Origin of the sequence: Vibrio methylphosphonaticus, from assembly GCF_023634655.1 — a bacterium.
GTDB lineage: Bacteria > Pseudomonadota > Gammaproteobacteria > Enterobacterales > Vibrionaceae > Vibrio > Vibrio methylphosphonaticus.
Genome location: NZ_JAMKMS010000003.1, coordinates 202,760 through 220,128 on the forward strand (window position 1 = coordinate 202,760; position 17,369 = coordinate 220,128).

Sequence of the window (17,369 nt, forward strand, 5' to 3'; positions counted from 1 at the left end):
TTACTTAAAATTAAATTGTTTGATTCTGCTTAGAGAAGAATATTTTCTTCGGTTTCTTTATTAAAAACGTGAGCTTTATTCATATTTATTGACACACTGTGGACACTCTGCTTACAAAGAGAAAGCTCCGGATTAGCTTCCTTACAAATAAGTTGTTCTCCGTTAAAGTTCAGATAAAGGAAAGACTCTGAGCCCATCTCCTCAACCTCTGTTACATATGCATCAAAATTGTTTTCACCTGGTGTCATCGATAATTGCTCTGGACGCACACCTAGATAGACTTCTTTACCAACATAACCCGCAAGATGACTTTGCTTTTCTTTAGGGAAAGTAAAAACATTGCCATTTACTTGGATAACGACGTCACCATTCTCCGCTTCAATTAGCCTGCCAGAGAGCATGTTCATCGTTGGTGACCCAATAAACTCTGCAACAAATTTATTCGCAGGCTTATGGTATAGATTCATCGGTGTATCGACTTGCATGATGGCGCCGCGATTGAGCACACAAATACGGTCACCCATCGTCAATGCTTCCACTTGATCGTGAGTCACGTAGATCATTGTGGCAGGCTTGCCGGACGTTTTTAGGTCTTCATGAAGTCTCGAGATTTGCATACGCATTGACACTCGAAGCTTCGCATCTAAGTTTGATAGTGGCTCATCAAAAAGAAAAACTTCTGGCTTTCGAACCATAGCTCGCCCTAGCGCAACACGTTGACACTGGCCACCAGACATCTCTCCTGGCTTGCGATCAAGTAGTTCTGTAATCTCTAAAATGTCAGCCGCTTCGTTAACGCGTTTCGCGATTTCATCTTTCGGCTTTTTACGCGTCTCCAGACCAAATGCTAAATTCTCTCGAACTGTCATATGTGGGTATAAAGCATAGTTCTGGAATACCATCGCAATGCCACGATCTTTTGGCTGGACTTCATTACATAACTTTTCGCCAATAACGAGCTCTCCACTCGAAATACTTTCCAAGCCAGCAATCATTCTTAACGTCGTTGATTTGGCACATCCTGACGGACCAACCAAAACCATAAATTCACCGTCTTTAATGTCGAGTGTGAAATCATGAACAGCGTGAAAGCCACCTTTATAAATCTTATTTATATTATTGAGCTTGACCTGAGCCATAAGTATACTCTTCTGAATAAGGTTGTAGAAACGTTTCAGCAGATAATATGAGACGAGAGTATAAGTGTCAACATAAGGTGCGAAATCATGAACTTTGGTCACACTTTTTTAGACATGAGTCAAAACAGGAAGATGAGGTGATGATAATAGATACCAAAGCTATCCCCTTAGTACAGTGGCGTTAACTATCGCAACTACTCGGAACATGGACACCAACGTCGGTAAAATTTTTGGAAAGTTGGAGCCGCTATTATCATCTTTCTATCTGATAATGGTAGCCAACCAAAATACAATGATTAAATGGATATGTTCTTAAGAGTGATTAAAGGCAGTGCGTGATGGTATCCAAGTTTTATTCCCCATACCCGATAGTGATTACATTGCTACTAATCAGGCTATAAAGCCGTCCTTCACACTTAGACTTCTTACTCACAGCGAAAGTCAGCTTGATTACTAACTTTCGTTTCACAAGAAAACCCATATGAACAGCCTAAGACTACCGTCACACTAACGGATAAAAGCTCATAGATCTCGACTAAGTCATCAGGCAAGCCTTGAATAGCAATCACGCCTCTTGTATAAATCCTAGCAATATAAACGTTTATACAAATTCGTAATCAGTTACCCTTAAGACAACTTTCAGCAAGGTTTAGAGGTAATCATGATTACCTCTAAACCGAACATTGCTAATTTGAATTTCTACCGACCAAGGAGAAACAATGACTTCCGCTAATCAATGTCACGTAATGGCAAAACCCAGCAGTTCTATTTGTAATTTGGACTGCACCTATTGCTTTTACCTAGAAAAGGAAAAACTATACTCAGAACGCAAAACCCTATGGAAAATGTCGGAAAGCACTCTTGAGTTGTACGTCCAACAATATATCGACGCACAAGATGGCGAGCACATTGAATTTGCCTGGCAAGGTGGTGAGCCGACGCTGCTTGGTTTGGACTTTTTCCGCAAAGCGGTTGAGTTTCAAAATAAGTATAAAAAACATCACCGCATCACGAATGCATTCCAAACCAATGGTCTGCTACTAAACGAAGAATGGTGCCAATTCTTTAAGGATCATAACTTCTTGATTGGTATTTCCATCGATGGACCCGCCCACGTACATGATCATTATCGAGTATCACGTTCAGGCAATCCAAGCCACGCTAAAGTAATGGCCGCTATTGATTTAATGAAGGAACACTCCGTTGATTTCAATACTCTGACAGTAATAAATAACGAAAATGCCAAGTATCCAGAAGAAATTTATGACTTTCTGGTCGGCATTGGTTCCTCTTATTTACAGTTCATTCCTATTGTCGAACGTGAAGCCCAGACAGAATCAGAAAATGGCTTGTACTTAATCAGCCCAGAACACTCTCAAGAAGCCAAGGTAACCCAATGGTCGGTTGCACCAAAAGCTTACGGTGAATTCCTGAATCGAATTTTTGACCGTTGGGTGAAAAAAGACGTTGGCAAAATATTCGTTAACACTTTCGATTCTACATTAGCAACTTGGTGTAATGAACCGTCTGGTATTTGCGTGCAATCAGAAACCTGTGGTCATGCCTTCATTCTTGAAGCGAACGGTGACATGTACAATTGTGACCATTTTGTTTACCCAGAGCACAAACTAGGCAATATTCATCAATATAGCATTAAAGATATGAACCAAACCGATCGCGCCCATCAATTCGGTCAAGCTAAAAAAGACACCCTGACTTCACAATGCAAACAATGCGAATATCGATTTGCTTGCCATGGTGGCTGCCCTAAACATCGCTTTGCCGTGTCTCAGTCTGGCCAGCCGGGTCATAGCTATTTTTGCGAAGGCTACCAAACCTTTTTCAAACACACAGAAAAAGATATGAAGACCATGCGAGACCTCATCAATCGCGGTCGACCAGCATCAGACATCATGTACGTCTACTTGCAAAAACAACTTGCTAGCCACCAATTCACAGGTGGTCGTAATAGCCCTTGTCATTGTGGAAGCGGCAAGAAAACAAAACGCTGTTGCGGGTAACATTCTGCCCTAGTTTCGCATAAAGAACACGCTAACATTCTTTGTATTATTCGTTAATGAAGAGCAATCAGACTCTTCATTTTTTTTACCCTCTATAGGGCTTTGTTGCCGAATTCAGCAAAAGAGCGAACGCTAGCTAAATAGTTCGTATTTTAAACAACATACTGAGTTTCGGGCATACCTATCCCAGTTACCTTGTTCAGTGCTTTGATCATGGCGTAAGCCTCACCAACTTGTGCGTTGTAATTTCTTAGGCTTAATTTCCCACCTAACAACTGTTTCACCCGATACATAGTAGTCTCCGATAATGAGCGCTTATGGTAACCATACTTCTGTTTCCACTTTTTGTTCGAGCCATAGAGCTTTTGGCAGCCAACTGCCAAATTACGTGGATGCCCTTTTTCCCAGAAAGCGGCACCTTCACGCGGAGGAATTAAAGGTATCGCTTTCTTAACCCTAATCGCTCTGTGACACTCTCTTGTATCGTATGCACCGTCTCCCGAGATTTCCTTGATGGTACGGCGTGTTTGCTTGAGTAGGTTAGGGAGTACTTCTGCATCGGTCACACCTGAGAGTGTCAGCTCTGCAGCGACAATTTCATGTGTGTCTGTATCAACCGCAAGATGGAGTTTACGCCAGACTCGACGCTTGCCATCAGTTCCATGCTTTTTCACTTTCCATTCTCCCTCACCGTATACCTTGAGCCCAGTTGCATCAATGGCTAGGTGTTGGATGGCGCCTCGTGTTGAGGCTTTGAAATTAACTTCTACATCCTTGGCTCGGCGGCTTATACAGGTATAGTGAGGACAAACCAATGGGACATTCGCTAATTTAAATACTGAGTCTATAAAGCCTTGTAGCGCCCTTAAGGGCAGGGAAAAGATGCGCTTGACCATGAGAGCGGTCGTGATAGCTAAGTCACTAAACAATCGCGGTCTACCACGTCTATGCTGTTTAGATTGTTTCCACTCTGTTATTGCTTCTTCGTCAATCCAGAAAGTGAGTGAACCTCGGTTGACTAGGGAGTTGTTGTACTTGCGCCAGTTGGTGGTTTTATAGCGAGGCTTCGGCATGAAATCAAAGTCAGTAAATGAATGTCCCTGATCTGATCGTAAGATTTTGATTTAGTTCATTCGATTTCGGCAACAAAGCCTGTGTTACCTAGCAATGTCCGTATTAAATAGGTAGTAATAAATCTAAGTGGCGCACTTGTCTCAGCGATTAAGTGCGTGTGTAAAAATTACACTCACTGATCAGACTTATTGGCATAAGAGCAGATGTGGATTCGAGTCATTTTATAGCGGAGCATTATTGGTGCTCTGTAGAAACGCTTCACCCTATCTGAAGCTTATACAAAATGCCTGACAGTAAGTCCCCAATTTGGGGTGAGCGGATTCTATAGAAGCGCACTGTAGCGCTCCGTGATTTGAGAAATAATGTCTATTTCTACGCTCAAAATGTTCCCTCTAGAATGCTGTCTCGACCCAATGTTCGACATTATGCTGGTCATCGCTAATGGCAATGTAGCGCCATTTATCAAAGGTTAGGCAAGGGTGCGATGTTGAAAAGGCAATCATATCAACAACTTGGAGATCGCAGTCCTCTGGAACTGACAAAAATGTGTGTTGATCCATCACATCCGTCGCCACAAGGCCTGCTGTATCTATTTGTTCACCATCGCGATAGATTCGCTCAGGAATAGGAAGCCCTGCGTCGAATGCGACATCGCGCTTGCCTAGCCCTAAGATGGCCTTTGTGGCTTCAGGGCGAGAAATGACATACGCCCAAACCTCTAAAGCGGAAGAGAGATCGCCGCCAAGCTCACAAGCAAAACCTTGGTTTTCTCAGCACGTCGCATCACTTTATGCTGGGCATCTAGATAGATACCAGTGTCATGAATGACGTAGCAACCAGGGCGTAAAATGGCATCAAAAGCGTCGAGGTGGGCAAATTCTTCCGCGACCACGTCGTACCATGCAGAGCCAGCACCTGTGACGATCGGTTTTTCCGGCTGTAGATTGTCTGCAACTAACTGACCTGCTAACTCAAGAGTATTGGCAAGAAACTGACGTACACGGGCTTCTTCATCGCCACCGTGTATAACGCCTTCATAGACTTCAATCCCGACCAAATTAACGTTTGGCATGTTTGCTATAAACTGAGCAAGAGCGATGACTTCATCGACCGTACGACAGCCACAGCGACCTCCGGCAACGCCATATTCAATCAGAACATCGATTGCACTGTTAACGTGTTCAAAGTAATGCTGTAACTGCTGAATATTTTGCTTTGAATCGACACATACCATAACGCGAGCATCGGTGTCTCGTTGTACACGATGAATAATGGCCATGTTGGCTTTGCCGACGAGTTGGTTGGCCATCATGATATTAGTGATACCACTTTGAGCGGCCACTTCAACTTGTGGGGCGGTGGCGACAGTCACTCCCCAAGCACCACACTCTTGCTGCTGGCGGAAAAATTCCGGAGTCATGGTTGTTTTGCCATGTGGACAAAGTTTGACGCCGTGATGATTGGCAAATTTTTGCATCCACTGCATGTTATTTTCTAAATGACTGCGCTTAATCACGGCAGCAGGCAAGCTAATTTCTTCTTTAAGTAAGCTGTAACTCGGCAATTCATGGTCGCAGCACGCCATTCCTTTTTGACCGATTGCATATCCCAACGCATGGGTTTTGTGATTGTTTCTATCTTTTTTAAATAGATTATTCATTTTAATTCTCACACTAACACGGACTAAGTTATTGATTAATAATGATCGATGGTGTTCATAATACTTCCAATGTTAGAAACTATCAAACTTTGTTGGTGTTTTTGTGTAATTAGTCACTGAGTTTTATGTGGGTAATTTCTAACATAGGTGTCATGGAAAGCGTGAAGACGAGAGATAAGGTCATGTTGTTCGACACTATTATAAAAAATGTAGAAATCGTCGATGGAACCAATGAGGCGTCCTACCATGCGGATCTGGCTATTAAGCAAGATCGCATCGCTAAAATTGGTGATCTTGCAGGCTTTGAGGCGAGCAAGATCATCGACGGTCAGGGGCAGGTGCTCAGCCCTGGTTTTATTGATGTTCACACTCACGATGATACCAATGTTATTCGCTACCCAGATTGCTTGCCGAAAATCAGTCAAGGCGTGACAACGGTGATTGTTGGTAACTGCGGCATCAGTGCATCACCGGCAACATTACACGTTGCCCCGCCAGATCCGATGAATCTGTTGGGTAAGCAAGAAGACTTTAAGTACCCAACGTTTGCAGAGTACGCGACTGCGGTTGAGCAAGCGGAGCCTGCGGTTAATGTTGCTGCCTTGATAGGACACACCACACTTCGCAATAACGTGATGGATGAACTGCTTCGTGAAGCCTCAGAAGGTGAGCTTCAGTCGATGCAGACTGCATTAGCACAAGCGATGGCCGAAGGTGCGCTGGGATTAAGCTCCGGTTTGGCCTACGCCAGCGCTAAGCAAGCCACGGCCAGTGAAGTGATGCGCTTAGCAGAGGTATTGGCTGAGTTCGGCGGTATCTATACCACTCATATGCGCACTGAATTTGAAGAAATCTTGAGTGCTATGGAAGAGGCCTTTGAGACAGGTCTACATGCCCGAGTACCTGTGGTTATTTCTCACTTGAAATGCGCAGGCGCAGGAAACTGGGTTTGCTCTCGACAACGCTGACCGCGATAGCGAAACTGAAGAACAAGCTTGCCATTTCGAACGTTCAATACCCCCATGACTGTCCCCTTACAAACCAGTAATTAATGATTGCATTGAAACACCACTAAGCATTTCTTCTTCTACTCTTTCCCAAATGAAGAGTATTTTTCTACCACCGAATGGACGAATGTAATGTACTCCCTCAAACAGTACACTGTCCTTCAACTGCTCCCTGATCACTCTTTCGTCATACTTGATTCGCTTTGAGAGCTCTGACGTTGTCAAATAGGTATTATCCATCGTACAATCTCCTACTGAACTAAATATCTTTTAAAAGAGCCTAATGCTCTCCTATAGAACAAAATGTATCATAGAAATACTCTTTTGCAAGTGTTTTTAACCTACAGGAGGTCATTTTTAACAGGAGAAGACCATGCTGAAGTGCCACTTATCGAAAATAATGGGCGAGAGAAAGCTTAAAATTTCAGATGTTGCGCGAGATACGGGCATCAATAGAGGCACTATTACGCGTTTGTATAACGAAACAGCAACACGAGTCGAATTAGAGGTGATTGACACACTTTGCGGTTACTTTGAGATTACAGTGGCGGAGCTATTCGAAAGGATCTCTGAACGTACAGATTAGGTAAGGTAATGTTGGGCTGACGACTTTCATGTTAAAGCCCATCTAACGCCATCTAGACCCCTAAACAACAGTGGACACCAACATAGCCACCATTTGGCCACCAACTATTTACTTCGAGTTTAACGCTGAATTTTAGATACAAAAAATCACGCAATTAAGCGTGTTATTTCAACCATTTGGATTGTGTAATCGTGAAGAAGAGATTGGAGCGTGCAGCGGGAATCGAACCCGCATCATCAGCTTGGAAGGCTGAGGTAATAGCCATTATACGATGCACGCACATCGTTGGTACGAGATAGATAATGCCACAATCGCTCAGAATGAAAAGCGTTATTTTGCACTTAAGTGTTTGTTTGCTCGTTTTTTATTCTTACTGCTTAGTGCTTGTACACCAAACAGCGTGCACAAAACAAAAACCGTGATATGACACACGGTTTATGACTCGGGTAGTTGAATCTATCGTTTAACCCTGGGGACAACAGTCACGCTCACACTAGAACGAATACTCCCCGTATAACTCCGGTCAGAACTGATAATGGACGCCCACCATAAACAAACCTATCTCCGCATTCCCAAGGTTCACGCCACTACCGTGTTCAAAATTGGGCATCATATGCGTGTAATCTAGCCTCATATTAACGCTATTGTTCATCGCTATATTAACGCCAATGCCAACATGAGTACCTATACCATACGAGTAATCGTTGGCACTCTCTTTATCTGGCTTACCGTCCCAAGCCATTAAAAGCCCTGATACCCCCAGCTTTGTATACAAGGCGACATTATTATTAACATAGTAAGAGAACTTGGGCGACACTGACACGACTCCCGCAACCGATGATAAACCAGTCACTGAAGTGTTTGCGCCTAATACCTGCCCTTCTAAGCCAAACCAATCTGTAAAATGGTAGCCTGCATAAACGGCTATCGCGGGACTGGAATGATTATAGCGTTCACCTTCGAAACTGTTTTCAATCGAATGTGTTTGCATATTACCCAAAGAACCACCCACAAATGCACCTTGCTTGTCAGCTGCCTGTAGCGTAAATGAAGAGAATAAGAGTGCGCTCGCTAAAACAACATTTTTAGGAAGGCCTACAGGCGATAATGACGCCTTATAAGTCGATAGATCGTTAAAGATAGAAGTCTGCTGTGTATTCTGTATGGTCATTGGCGTCACCTTTTTATCTTGTTATTGTGATGTTCTAAGGTAACTCTATCTATAGCGGTAATAGTGTGCATGGCAATGCGATAAAAGGGATAAATGATGGATGAATGGTTATATTCGCCGACAACTCGCCAGCCTCTATCATGCGCAATTAATGGTCAATTTAATTCACAAACACAAATCCGTGTAAATTCGCATAATACCTCTCGTCAAAACCGTAAAGCTCTGCTACCGTTACGCCACTTAACAACATAGTTACAACCTGAGTTCGATGCACCTATGCCTTCACCTCATACCATAAAAAAAATCGTCGAAATTGGTGATACATTACACCGCAGTGGCTGTGCTCCTTATAAAGTCGAAAAGTACGCGCAATACTATGCTCAGAAGCATGGTATCGACGTCATGGTTCAAGCAACGCCTACCGCGATTAATTATCAATTCCCTGATAAAAATAACACTGTGGTATTAAAACGACTCAAACCTGCATCCATCAACCTTGGTCTACTGGCTAATACCATTATTCGTATTAATCAGCCCAGCAATGAACCCGTTCCTGAACCGATTGGTTATCCAAAGTGGGTTGTTGCGTTGGCCAATATGGGCATTCCACCCGCATACTTAATGCTGGTTGGCAGCACCCTAGAAGCCGTCGCCTATTCCGTTGTACTGGGTTTGATTGTTTGGCTCACTCAGTTAGTTGTGAAGGGGCGTAATTCAATCGCCGTCGAGTTTGTAGCGGCACTGTTAACAGGAATTTTTGTGGCATTTATCGCCAGTACGGGGGCAGCAATTCCCATTTGGGCATTATGTATCGCTACGGTGGTGCTTTTTGTCCCCGGACTCTCGATTGCCAATTCATTAGAATGCCTCGCGTTTAATGATTTAGTTTCTGGTACCGCTCTACTAGGGCAAAGTGCATTAACACTGATCAAGTTGTTCATTGGGGTGATAATGGGACTCAATATTGGTGAAGCGTGGTGGGGGCAAGCGGAATCTTTGTCTTACACCAACGAAGTCCCTCTATGGTTACACTGTTTTGGGCTACTGTTGATTTCATCATCTATCGGAGTGATTTTTAACGCTCGCCCAAAAGATGTACTGCTAGGATTACCCGTTGCGGTCCTTGGCATGTGGGGCCCTTTTTATCTTGGCTTTAGCAGTGGCTGGATTGTCGGCACATGGATTACAACCGTACTTATTACTTTATACGGAACTTGGGTTGCCAAACGGCTCGATCTGACCGGGTCTATTTATATCGTTCAAGGTATCATCATACTGGTTCCCGGTAGCCGAGTATTGGTCAGTGCTAGTCAGTCGGTGTTTGAACAATCGATTTTACCGATCCCCAACATCGGTTTATCCGCATTATTTATGTTCTCTGCAATCGTTGCCGGGCAAATTACGGCCTATTCTTTGTACTCTCCTAAAATAGACCGTTAGTCATATTTAGGGATGAACTATTAGTGCATCCCTAAACCAACCCCTTTATATTTGTTCTACTAAGTTTACAATTTTATTAATTTTCGGCTAAAAATTATTCTTTTATATCAAAAGGTTAAAAATTTGTTTCTTATTCGACCGCAGCACTTTAATTAAGCGTTTTGTCAGAGAAATGAAATGTCATGTAATTGAAATCAAAAAACCAGCTTAAGTTCAAATATTCCGTACAAGCTTCACTTAGAATCGTTGACTTAACTCTGTAGTGGCTTATATTCATTTCTGGCTAGAAATGAAGTTACGTTGTTTACAAAAGACATTCGTTGAATTCAAAGCAATTCCTTGTCGTGTTGTACGCAATAGCAATTTACTTTTTCGCGCTATAGCTGCCGAATCGGCAAAACAAAAAGAAAATACTAAATTTTAGGATTACACTATGTCTAACACAGTAACTGGTACCGTTAAGTGGTTCAACGAAACTAAAGGCTTTGGCTTCATTCAACAAGAGAATGGTCCAGACGTGTTCGCTCACTTCAGCAACATCAAAGCAGACGGTTTCCGCACTTTAGCTGAAGGCCAAAAGGTTGAGTTTAAAGTAACTCAAGGTCAAAAAGGCCCTCAAGCTGAAGAGATCATGCCAGTTTAATTACTGTTGATACTCCAGATACTATTAGCCAGCGAAAGCTGGCTATTTTTTTGCCACTCAGTCCATTAACTTGCCAATTCTGTACCAATTTGCCACTAAGCTACGTAAGATACCCTGTCTTCTCATTAATTGTGTTGTATTCCACCTATGGCTATCAAACCGACCATCTACAAGTTCCGTGTTGCACTTACCGACATGAATCGTGATTATTATGATTCACTTAACCTGACGGTAGCATTACATCCATCAGAAACTCATTTACGAATGATGGCACGCCTGATGGCATTTTGTTTGAATGCCTCACCCGAACTTCAGTTTACAAAAGGCCTATCCGATATCGAAGAACCGGATATTTGGCAAAAAACACTCGATGACCAAACCGAAATGTGGATTGAAATTGGTGAACCGGATGTAGAGCGCGTAAAAAAAGCGACACGCTTGTCGAAGGAAACCAAGGTTTATAGCTTCAATACAAAAAGTGACGTGTGGTGGAAACAAAACCAAGGAAAGTTTGGTTACCTAAACGCCAGCGTATATCGCTTCAACAATGAATCCATTGAAGCCTTAACCGGTTTAGTCGCTCGCACCATGGACCTTTCCGTTATGATTACCGGTACGTCTTTATTTGTCGATGGAGACAAGGGTTCTGTGGAAGTTCTTGTTGAGGAACTTCAAGAGAAATGACCCCACTAGAGACCCATCTACGCAGTGTGAATGTCGAAAAAATCGCTGTCGTAGCCGCTCATTCCGCCCGCTTTTCTGAGCTATGTGCTCAGGAAAACGCGCTGTTTGAACGAGCAAAAGCCAACAAACCAGAAACGCCGATTCTTGGTATTGAGCTAGGGTTGTTTACGAAGTTACATGTTGAGTCTATTGCGTCACTAGAAGCCTATACTGATCAAATTCATGCCATGCAAAGTAGCTTTGAACATGAACTGGGTAAAGAACAGGCACAGATCTTTAGGCTACCAGCACTTAATGATCTAATTATGATTACCCATGTGTGGCTGTATATACAGGGCTGTTTAGGTATGGACTACAGTTTGGCCAATGACCATGCCGAACAAACGAGCCTAGTGGTCACCAAGTTTAATCCGCAAGATGTCGATGAGCTACGCGTCACATTCACCAAGAGCTACTATCTTGGAGTGCGTTACTTTGAAGCAAACAAACCACCCGCAACCGGATGGAAGCGGTGGTTTGAAAAATGGTTTAATTGATATTTAAACGAATTGATGCTTAAGCTAAGCGGCGATTAAGTCCGTTGAATATGGCAAGCAGACACCTAATGCATCAAGTGTCTGCGTACGCAATTCAAGTCACCGCATTATAAGTAGGCATGGGGACCAAACACTTCATAGTGAACGTTGTCTCGAGACACACCTAACGCCTCTAACTGCTTCACAATACTCTCCATAAACACCACTGGACCGCAAATATAAAAGTCCCCGTCTGCCAGTGGCAGTGGGTTAGCGGTGTTAGCAAGGTCCATAAGTCCTTGATGAGCGCCCGCTTTACTCAGTTCATGAGTTGGCTGGTTGTACCATGTTTCAGTTGTCCAACCACTCCCCTCAACAACCGTCTCCGTTTCATCAAGAAATGAATGCTGCTGTTGATTTTCACACGCATGTAGATAGGTTACTTTCTCCGCTTTTTTCGCTGTCGCTAGCTGTTGCAATATCGCTTGCATAGGCGTACAACCCACCCCCGCAGAGATTAAAACAACGGGTGCTTGCTTTTCAACGTAAAAGAAATCCCCTGCTGGTGGCATGAGATTGACTTTATCGCCAACGTTCACTTCGTCATGCAAGTAATGTGAAACCAACCCTAGCTGAGAGCCCGCCCCTTCTTTTTTTACTGAAATACGGTAATTATTACTATTAGGCGCTTGAGATAAGGAGTACTGACGGATCTCAATGTTTTCGCTTTTCGACGGCGACACTTCAATACCGATATATTGACCCGCTTTATAGCCAATCACTGCCTGATTATCTTCTGGCGTCAGAACAAAGCTTGTCACCACTTCTGATTGCTTTATTTTATCGGAAACAATAAACGAACGAGCGCCAGCCCAACCGCCCTGAGCCACTTCGCTTTCAAGGTACAAAGCAGACTCACGATCAATAAATATCTGGGCTAAAAACAGATACGCCGCAGTCCACGCTTCTTCAACCTCAGTGGTAAATGCATCGGGTGCCAATTCTCGCAGTGTTTCAATAAGATGCAGTCCAACAATTTGATAATGTTCGGCTTTAATGTTGAAGCTCGTATGTTTATGAGCAATACGTTCAACCGCAGAACTTAACGCCGCTAAGTTTTCAATATTTTTTGCATAGGCCGCAATCGCTTCAAACAAGGCTACGCTTTGGCGCCCCGTCTTTTGATGCGTCATATTAAAGATGTCTTTGAGTTCAGGGTTATGAGAGAACATTCTTTGATAAAAATGCTGAGTAAGCGCTGGACCCGCTGATTCTAGTAGTGGAATGGTGCTTTTAACGATATCAATGTGTTGATTAGTTAGCATATGGACTCCCTTAAGACGATAATGACTTACTTTAAAATGGTTAACTAGATTGACTTTCTAAATTGGACTGAGTGCTCTACTTGATTCAAAATAGACATTGAGGCACCCGTACCGTTTATAATTATGTATGTCGCTGATTTACGAAGAGTATAAGTTGAGTCCTATACCGAGTTGTCGTCCAGCTTAGGACTTACAAAGCACATACTGTGCCAACTCGCTCCCTCCCCGGCCTATAACGATAGTTATTACGATTTGCATTTAGATTATGTCCAAATGACCTCTTTTAAACAAGTCAATTAGACTCTATAATGCAATTAACACTCTTTCTAAGTGACGGTAACTATGCAAGATTTTTCTCCATCCAATCTGGTCGAATTGACGATAGGGCTTGCCAGTAGCAGCAATGACCAACAACGATTTGACACTCTGCTTAATACTATTCGAAAAACCATCCATTGTGATTCGGTCGCATTACTTTCTCAACAAGGTGACACCTTAGTTCCCCTTGCGATGCAAGGTTTGTCTCGCGACACGATGGGAAGAAGGTTTGTCATCGCCGAGCACCCACGGTTTTCACAAATTTGCGCCGCCACTACACCGGTTATTTTTGATGCCGATAGTGACCTTCCAGACCCTTTTGATGGCTTACTTATTGATCATCATGGTGATTTACCGATGCACTCTTGCATGGGGCTTCCGCTGATTTTCGGAGACAAAATGTTAGGCGCATTGACGCTAGACAGCTTGTCGACAAATGCATTTGACGATATCCCTAAACGAAGCCTTGATGTTTTATCCGCCATTGCTGCCTCTACACTGAAAATGGCGATGACGTTTTCTCAACTGGAATACCAAGCGAAACAATCCAAACAGCTACTTGAAGAGCTTAACGTCGAAGCGTGGGAAAGAGACGGTGGGGAAATGATTGGCAACAGTGCGCCGATGAAAGCTATGAAATCCGACATTGAAATAGTCGCTCCGTCAGACTTTAATATTCTCATCCATGGTGAAACAGGTGTCGGTAAAGAGCTTGTGGCGCGTACGCTTCATCACCAATCGACACGAAAACAAAACCCATTGGTTTACGTTAACTGCGCCGCTATCCCTGAAAATCTTATCGAAAGCGAATTGTTTGGCCATGTTAAAGGTGCCTTCACTGGTGCAGACCAAAATCGTAAAGGCAAGTTTGCGCTAGCTGATGGCGGCACCCTTTTTCTTGACGAAATTGGCGAACTTCCACTCGCTGCGCAAAGTAAATTGTTGCGTGCATTACAAAACAATGAAATTCAGCCAGTGGGTCGAGATGAAATTCAAAAAATAAATGTACGTATACTGGCTGCAACTAACCGGGAATTAAAAGAAGAAGTGGAACAAGGTAAGTTCCGCGCAGATTTGTATCACCGACTAACGGTATACCCGATTTCCGTTCCTCCCCTTCGAGATCGCAATGGCGACATTGAATTACTGACGGGTTTCTTCCTTGAACAGGCTCGACGTAAGCTAGGGATTTCACAGCTAAAACTAAGCCCGAACGTAAGCGCTTATCTAAATCGCTACAATTGGCCGGGCAATGTACGCGAACTCGAGCATGTCATCAATCGTGCAACCCTAAAAGCAAAAGCACGCATGTTTGATAAAAAAGTAATTTCAGTGAGTATTGAAGACTGTGGACAATTTGACGACGAAGCGACTCCCACCGTCACTACTAGCCACACTCAGCCTCCTATCAGTATTAATACAAACAGTGGTTTACGAGAGGCAACAGAAGAGTTTCAGAGAAAGGTCATTTCGGATGCGCTGATTCAAGCCGATTATAATTGGGCACAAGCCAGTCGAGTGCTTAAGACTGATCGCGCGAACCTAATACGGCTTGCGAAGCGACTCGGCATTACCGTTTCTAAAAACCCTCAAATCAGTCGCTTATAGCGTTAATCGACACAACACACTTACAGGGAATGGCCTAAGTCATTTCCCTTTCTCAACTCTGGCATCACCCGACTAGGGCAAATAGAATGGACAAGCAGAAACATGAATATGAACACCCCACCAAGACCTATTAATAGCCATAAAGCCTACCACGCTCATGTTTATTTCGACCAAGCCACTCTGCCGTTTGCTTCTCGCCTATGCCATGCTGCCGGTAAAAAATTCGGTCTAGAAATAGGGCGAGTTAACCAAAAAACCGTTGGACCCCATACCAAGTGGAGCTGTCAAATTTTATTCAGCGATCAATCATTCGATCTGTTGGTGCCTTGGTTAGATGCGCACAGAGATGGGTTAAGCGTACTCATTCATGCTGACACTGGTGACGACATCAAAGATCATACAACCTTTGCTTATTGGTTGGGGGATGCAGTGGCGTTAAACTTTGACGCCTTTTAGCCTTACGTTCATCAGAGATCAATTAGACCATAACAATATCGAACTGTTATAGCGGTATCACGAAGGCTTAGTGTCAAAGTAAATTGACTTAAGGTGGATAAGTTCAAGGTATCAGGTATCAGGTATCAGGATAATTTGATATCAAGGTCATAGGTGATAACAGTAAAGAGATGTCTGAAGCGTAAATAAAATGTTAACATCGCCCCACAATAAAAAACCGCTCAACAAAGGTCGTTATGAAAGTCATTCGTATTGTTCTTGGAAAAATTATTTTGGTGCTCAATTTTGTGTTTTCCCCTCGCGGTGTTAAACGCACAAGCGAAGCTCAGCAGCAAGCCAACGAAAAAGCTAAAGCACTGTCGCTTTATCAATTTGAAGCTTGCCCTTTTTGTGTCAAAGTTCGCCGTGAAATGAAGCGACAGTCTGTCAACATTGAGCTCAAAGACGCCAAAAATGACAATGTAGCACGCGAGCAACTACTAGAAGGTGGTGGCCGTGTTAAAGTTCCTTGCCTGAAAATTGAAAAAGATGGACAAGTTGAGTGGATGTACGAGTCATCAGATATCGTGTCCTACTTGCAAAAAGAATTCGCGTAACGCCCCTTAGAATGTGTCCATAGAGTTATTAATACTGATTTGTGTCTTAGCATTACCCAGCCATTAATAACTCTAGTCCTTCGACTTCGCCACAACAATCATTGCGTCGTCATCTCATCAAGAGGATCTGCAAGACGCTTTTGACTTCCTAGCACAAAGAACGCGTCTATCCAGTGCAGAATAAGCACCGAATCTTGCGGCTTATCAATTTGATTAAACGCGTCTTTATAATGCTCAGGTGAGACAAGATGTTTACGCTGTTCCAGTACTTTTGTCGTGAATTCAGCGCTAAATTCCGGATGCCCTTGCACCGTTAATACATGATTATCTTTTACCAACATAAAATTAGGGCAAAATTCATTGCTGGCAATCACTCGAACCCCTCTCGGAACAATCGTGACTTGATCTTGATGGCTCACCAGCAAACGAATAGTATCCATCGATAAATTCATCCACTTCTTTTGGGCAGTGACAAACACTTCATAGCTACCCAACCCCCAGCCTTTGGGTGACTTTTCTACCGTTCCCCCTAGCGCTCTCGCAATCACTTGATGACCAAAACAAATACCGACTAAAGGCTTGCGTCTGGCTTCGCAAGCACGGATCCAATCCATCAGGTTGTGAATCCATTCGCAATCATCATAAGCGTTATGCACACTGCCACTCACAATAAAGCCATGGCACTCGTCAAAGCTGGGCAACTCCCCATCCAGCACATTGAAATTTACAAACTCAAATGCATGGTTTACTTCGCTTAATGATGCCTTAATCATATCGAAATATTGCCCATGTTCACTCGAAAGCGCCTGATCTACGTAGCCACACGTTAAAATCCCTATTTTCATTTGCCACCTTTCTTGTTGCCCACGGTAATGCTGTCTCTTCACGATCTCTTTGATACACTCAGACTGTCCCATATCAATCTATTTGTAGAATTACTCTATTTTTCAGTATCTTCGTTAACGTGTTCTGCCCTATAGTTTGAGTATAGGTGTGATTTCTATCAATGCCATTGGAGATGACACCCGCTTGAAAAAATATTGCGATTGCAGGTAGACGGCAATCCACCAATAAAAGGTGCGAACGCTTTTATGACTCTTGCTCAGTTCTTGCTAGAATGCGCTCA

The 17,369-nt window shown here is 43.3% G+C and carries 16 protein-coding genes, 1 tRNA gene, 2 pseudogenes and 1 riboswitch; of the genes and pseudogenes, 10 read left to right on the top strand and 9 right to left on the bottom strand.

Features of this window, described 5'->3' with window-relative positions; genetic code table 11:
• Positions 1–29 precede the first annotated feature (29 nt).
• A complete protein-coding gene (locus tag M9196_RS04955) occupies positions 30–1,139 on the bottom strand; it encodes an ABC transporter ATP-binding protein (RefSeq protein ID WP_250616421.1) in 1,110 nt (369 codons plus the stop codon).
• A 719-nt stretch (positions 1,140–1,858) separates the two neighbouring features.
• On the opposite strand from M9196_RS04955, the gene M9196_RS04960 reads away from it, so the two are divergent.
• Complete coding sequence (locus M9196_RS04960) at positions 1,859–3,160, top strand: anaerobic sulfatase maturase (protein WP_250616422.1); 1,302 nt, start codon at positions 1,859–1,861, stop codon at positions 3,158–3,160.
• 152 nt (positions 3,161–3,312) lie between these two features.
• On the opposite strand, the gene M9196_RS04965 is transcribed toward M9196_RS04960, so the two are convergent.
• Both M9196_RS04965 and M9196_RS04970 read right to left on the bottom strand, forming a co-directional pair.
• On the bottom strand, positions 3,313–4,233 hold the full coding sequence (locus tag M9196_RS04965; protein ID WP_250616423.1) for an IS5 family transposase: 921 nt from the start codon (positions 4,231–4,233) through the stop codon (positions 3,313–3,315).
• Between the two features lie 205 nt (positions 4,234–4,438).
• Positions 4,439–4,536, bottom strand: a riboswitch (purine riboswitch).
• 90 nt (positions 4,537–4,626) lie between these two features.
• Positions 4,627–5,894, bottom strand: a pseudogene (locus M9196_RS04970) (amino acid deaminase).
• 182 nt (positions 5,895–6,076) lie between these two features.
• Here M9196_RS04970 and M9196_RS04975 point away from each other — a divergent pair.
• Positions 6,077–6,841: pseudogene (locus tag M9196_RS04975) on the top strand (amidohydrolase family protein); the annotation flags it as partial.
• On the opposite strand, the gene M9196_RS23680 reads toward M9196_RS04975, so the two are convergent.
• Positions 6,811–6,918 carry an Arm DNA-binding domain-containing protein gene (locus M9196_RS23680; protein WP_406707621.1) on the bottom strand — a complete coding sequence of 36 codons (108 nt, stop codon included), beginning with the start codon at positions 6,916–6,918 and terminating at the stop codon, positions 6,811–6,813. The pseudogene M9196_RS04975 and the gene M9196_RS23680 overlap by 31 nt on opposite strands.
• A 10-nt stretch (positions 6,919–6,928) precedes the next feature.
• Positions 6,929–7,141 (bottom strand): hypothetical protein, encoded by a 213-nt coding sequence (locus tag M9196_RS04985; RefSeq protein WP_096993182.1) that lies wholly within the window; start codon positions 7,139–7,141, stop codon positions 6,929–6,931.
• Between the two features lie 133 nt (positions 7,142–7,274).
• On the opposite strand from M9196_RS04985, the gene M9196_RS04990 reads away from it, so the two are divergent.
• Positions 7,275–7,487 carry a helix-turn-helix domain-containing protein gene (locus tag M9196_RS04990; RefSeq protein WP_250616425.1) on the top strand — a complete coding sequence of 71 codons (213 nt, stop codon included), beginning with the start codon at positions 7,275–7,277 and terminating at the stop codon, positions 7,485–7,487.
• Between the two features lie 204 nt (positions 7,488–7,691).
• Here M9196_RS04990 and M9196_RS04995 read toward each other — a convergent pair.
• Positions 7,692–7,766, bottom strand: a tRNA-Gly gene (locus M9196_RS04995).
• Between the two features lie 244 nt (positions 7,767–8,010).
• Positions 8,011–8,658, bottom strand: coding sequence for an outer membrane beta-barrel protein (locus tag M9196_RS05000; RefSeq protein WP_250616426.1), 648 nt, complete (start codon positions 8,656–8,658; stop codon positions 8,011–8,013).
• 276 nt (positions 8,659–8,934) lie between these two features.
• On the opposite strand from M9196_RS05000, the gene M9196_RS05005 reads away from it, so the two are divergent.
• From M9196_RS05005 to M9196_RS05020, 4 genes are all read left to right on the top strand, one after another.
• The gene (locus tag M9196_RS05005) at positions 8,935–10,098 is read left to right on the top strand and encodes a threonine/serine exporter family protein (RefSeq protein ID WP_250616427.1); all 1,164 of its coding nucleotides are present in this window, start codon (positions 8,935–8,937) and stop codon (positions 10,096–10,098) included.
• 433 nt (positions 10,099–10,531) lie between these two features.
• Positions 10,532–10,741: a cold-shock protein gene (locus M9196_RS05010; RefSeq protein ID WP_102469409.1), complete on the top strand. Its 210-nt coding sequence runs from the start codon at positions 10,532–10,534 to the stop codon at positions 10,739–10,741.
• A gap of 147 nt (positions 10,742–10,888) precedes the next feature.
• Positions 10,889–11,425, top strand: coding sequence for a YaeQ family protein (locus M9196_RS05015; RefSeq protein WP_250616428.1), 537 nt, complete (start codon positions 10,889–10,891; stop codon positions 11,423–11,425).
• Complete coding sequence (locus M9196_RS05020; protein ID WP_250616429.1) at positions 11,422–11,961, top strand: hypothetical protein; 540 nt, start codon at positions 11,422–11,424, stop codon at positions 11,959–11,961. Before M9196_RS05015 ends, M9196_RS05020 begins: the two co-directional genes overlap by 4 nt.
• Before the next feature lie 107 nt (positions 11,962–12,068).
• Here the strand turns inward: M9196_RS05020 and hmpA are convergent, their stop codons facing one another.
• Entirely contained in the window at positions 12,069–13,265 is a 1,197-nt protein-coding gene (gene hmpA / locus M9196_RS05025) for an NO-inducible flavohemoprotein (RefSeq protein ID WP_250616430.1), read from the bottom strand.
• Between the two features lie 342 nt (positions 13,266–13,607).
• Here hmpA and norR point away from each other — a divergent pair, with 342 nt between their 5' ends.
• The 3 genes from norR to M9196_RS05040 all read left to right on the top strand — a co-directional run bounded on the left by norR (position 13,608) and on the right by M9196_RS05040 (position 16,243).
• Positions 13,608–15,191 (top strand): nitric oxide reductase transcriptional regulator NorR, encoded by a 1,584-nt coding sequence (norR, locus tag M9196_RS05030; protein ID WP_250616431.1) that lies wholly within the window; start codon positions 13,608–13,610, stop codon positions 15,189–15,191.
• Positions 15,192–15,299: 108 nt separating this feature from the next.
• Positions 15,300–15,647, top strand: coding sequence for a DOPA 4,5-dioxygenase family protein (locus M9196_RS05035; RefSeq protein ID WP_250616541.1), 348 nt, complete (start codon positions 15,300–15,302; stop codon positions 15,645–15,647).
• A 236-nt stretch (positions 15,648–15,883) separates the two neighbouring features.
• Positions 15,884–16,243: a glutaredoxin family protein gene (locus M9196_RS05040; protein ID WP_250616432.1), complete on the top strand. Its 360-nt coding sequence runs from the start codon at positions 15,884–15,886 to the stop codon at positions 16,241–16,243.
• A 98-nt stretch (positions 16,244–16,341) separates the two neighbouring features.
• Here the strand turns inward: M9196_RS05040 and M9196_RS05045 are convergent, their stop codons facing one another.
• Positions 16,342–17,088, bottom strand: coding sequence for a type 1 glutamine amidotransferase (locus M9196_RS05045; protein WP_250616433.1), 747 nt, complete (start codon positions 17,086–17,088; stop codon positions 16,342–16,344).
• Positions 17,089–17,369: the final 281 nt, after the last annotated feature.

Excerpts from the sequence above, each read along its gene's own strand:
- M9196_RS04990 (WP_250616425.1), top strand. The coding sequence starts at position 7,275 with ATGCTGAAGTGCCACTTATCGAAAATAATGGGCGAGAGAAAGCTTAAA.
- M9196_RS05005 (WP_250616427.1), top strand. The coding sequence starts at position 8,935 with ATGCCTTCACCTCATACCATAAAAAAAATCGTCGAAATTGGTGATACA.
- M9196_RS04955 (WP_250616421.1), bottom strand. The coding sequence starts at position 1,139 with ATGGCTCAGGTCAAGCTCAATAATATAAATAAGATTTATAAAGGTGGC.
- M9196_RS05010 (WP_102469409.1), top strand. The coding sequence starts at position 10,532 with ATGTCTAACACAGTAACTGGTACCGTTAAGTGGTTCAACGAAACTAAA.
- M9196_RS05015 (WP_250616428.1), top strand. The coding sequence starts at position 10,889 with ATGGCTATCAAACCGACCATCTACAAGTTCCGTGTTGCACTTACCGAC.
- M9196_RS05020 (WP_250616429.1), top strand. The coding sequence starts at position 11,422 with ATGACCCCACTAGAGACCCATCTACGCAGTGTGAATGTCGAAAAAATC.
- M9196_RS04965 (WP_250616423.1), bottom strand. The coding sequence starts at position 4,233 with ATGCCGAAGCCTCGCTATAAAACCACCAACTGGCGCAAGTACAACAAC.
- M9196_RS05045 (WP_250616433.1), bottom strand. The coding sequence starts at position 17,088 with ATGAAAATAGGGATTTTAACGTGTGGCTACGTAGATCAGGCGCTTTCG.
- M9196_RS23680 (WP_406707621.1), bottom strand. The coding sequence starts at position 6,918 with ATGGGGGTATTGAACGTTCGAAATGGCAAGCTTGTTCTTCAGTTTCGC.
- M9196_RS05040 (WP_250616432.1), top strand. The coding sequence starts at position 15,884 with ATGAAAGTCATTCGTATTGTTCTTGGAAAAATTATTTTGGTGCTCAAT.
- M9196_RS05000 (WP_250616426.1), bottom strand. The coding sequence starts at position 8,658 with ATGACCATACAGAATACACAGCAGACTTCTATCTTTAACGATCTATCG.
- hmpA (WP_250616430.1), bottom strand. The coding sequence starts at position 13,265 with ATGCTAACTAATCAACACATTGATATCGTTAAAAGCACCATTCCACTA.
- M9196_RS04985 (WP_096993182.1), bottom strand. The coding sequence starts at position 7,141 with ATGGATAATACCTATTTGACAACGTCAGAGCTCTCAAAGCGAATCAAG.
- M9196_RS05035 (WP_250616541.1), top strand. The coding sequence starts at position 15,300 with ATGAACACCCCACCAAGACCTATTAATAGCCATAAAGCCTACCACGCT.
- norR (WP_250616431.1), top strand. The coding sequence starts at position 13,608 with ATGCAAGATTTTTCTCCATCCAATCTGGTCGAATTGACGATAGGGCTT.
- M9196_RS04960 (WP_250616422.1), top strand. The coding sequence starts at position 1,859 with ATGACTTCCGCTAATCAATGTCACGTAATGGCAAAACCCAGCAGTTCT.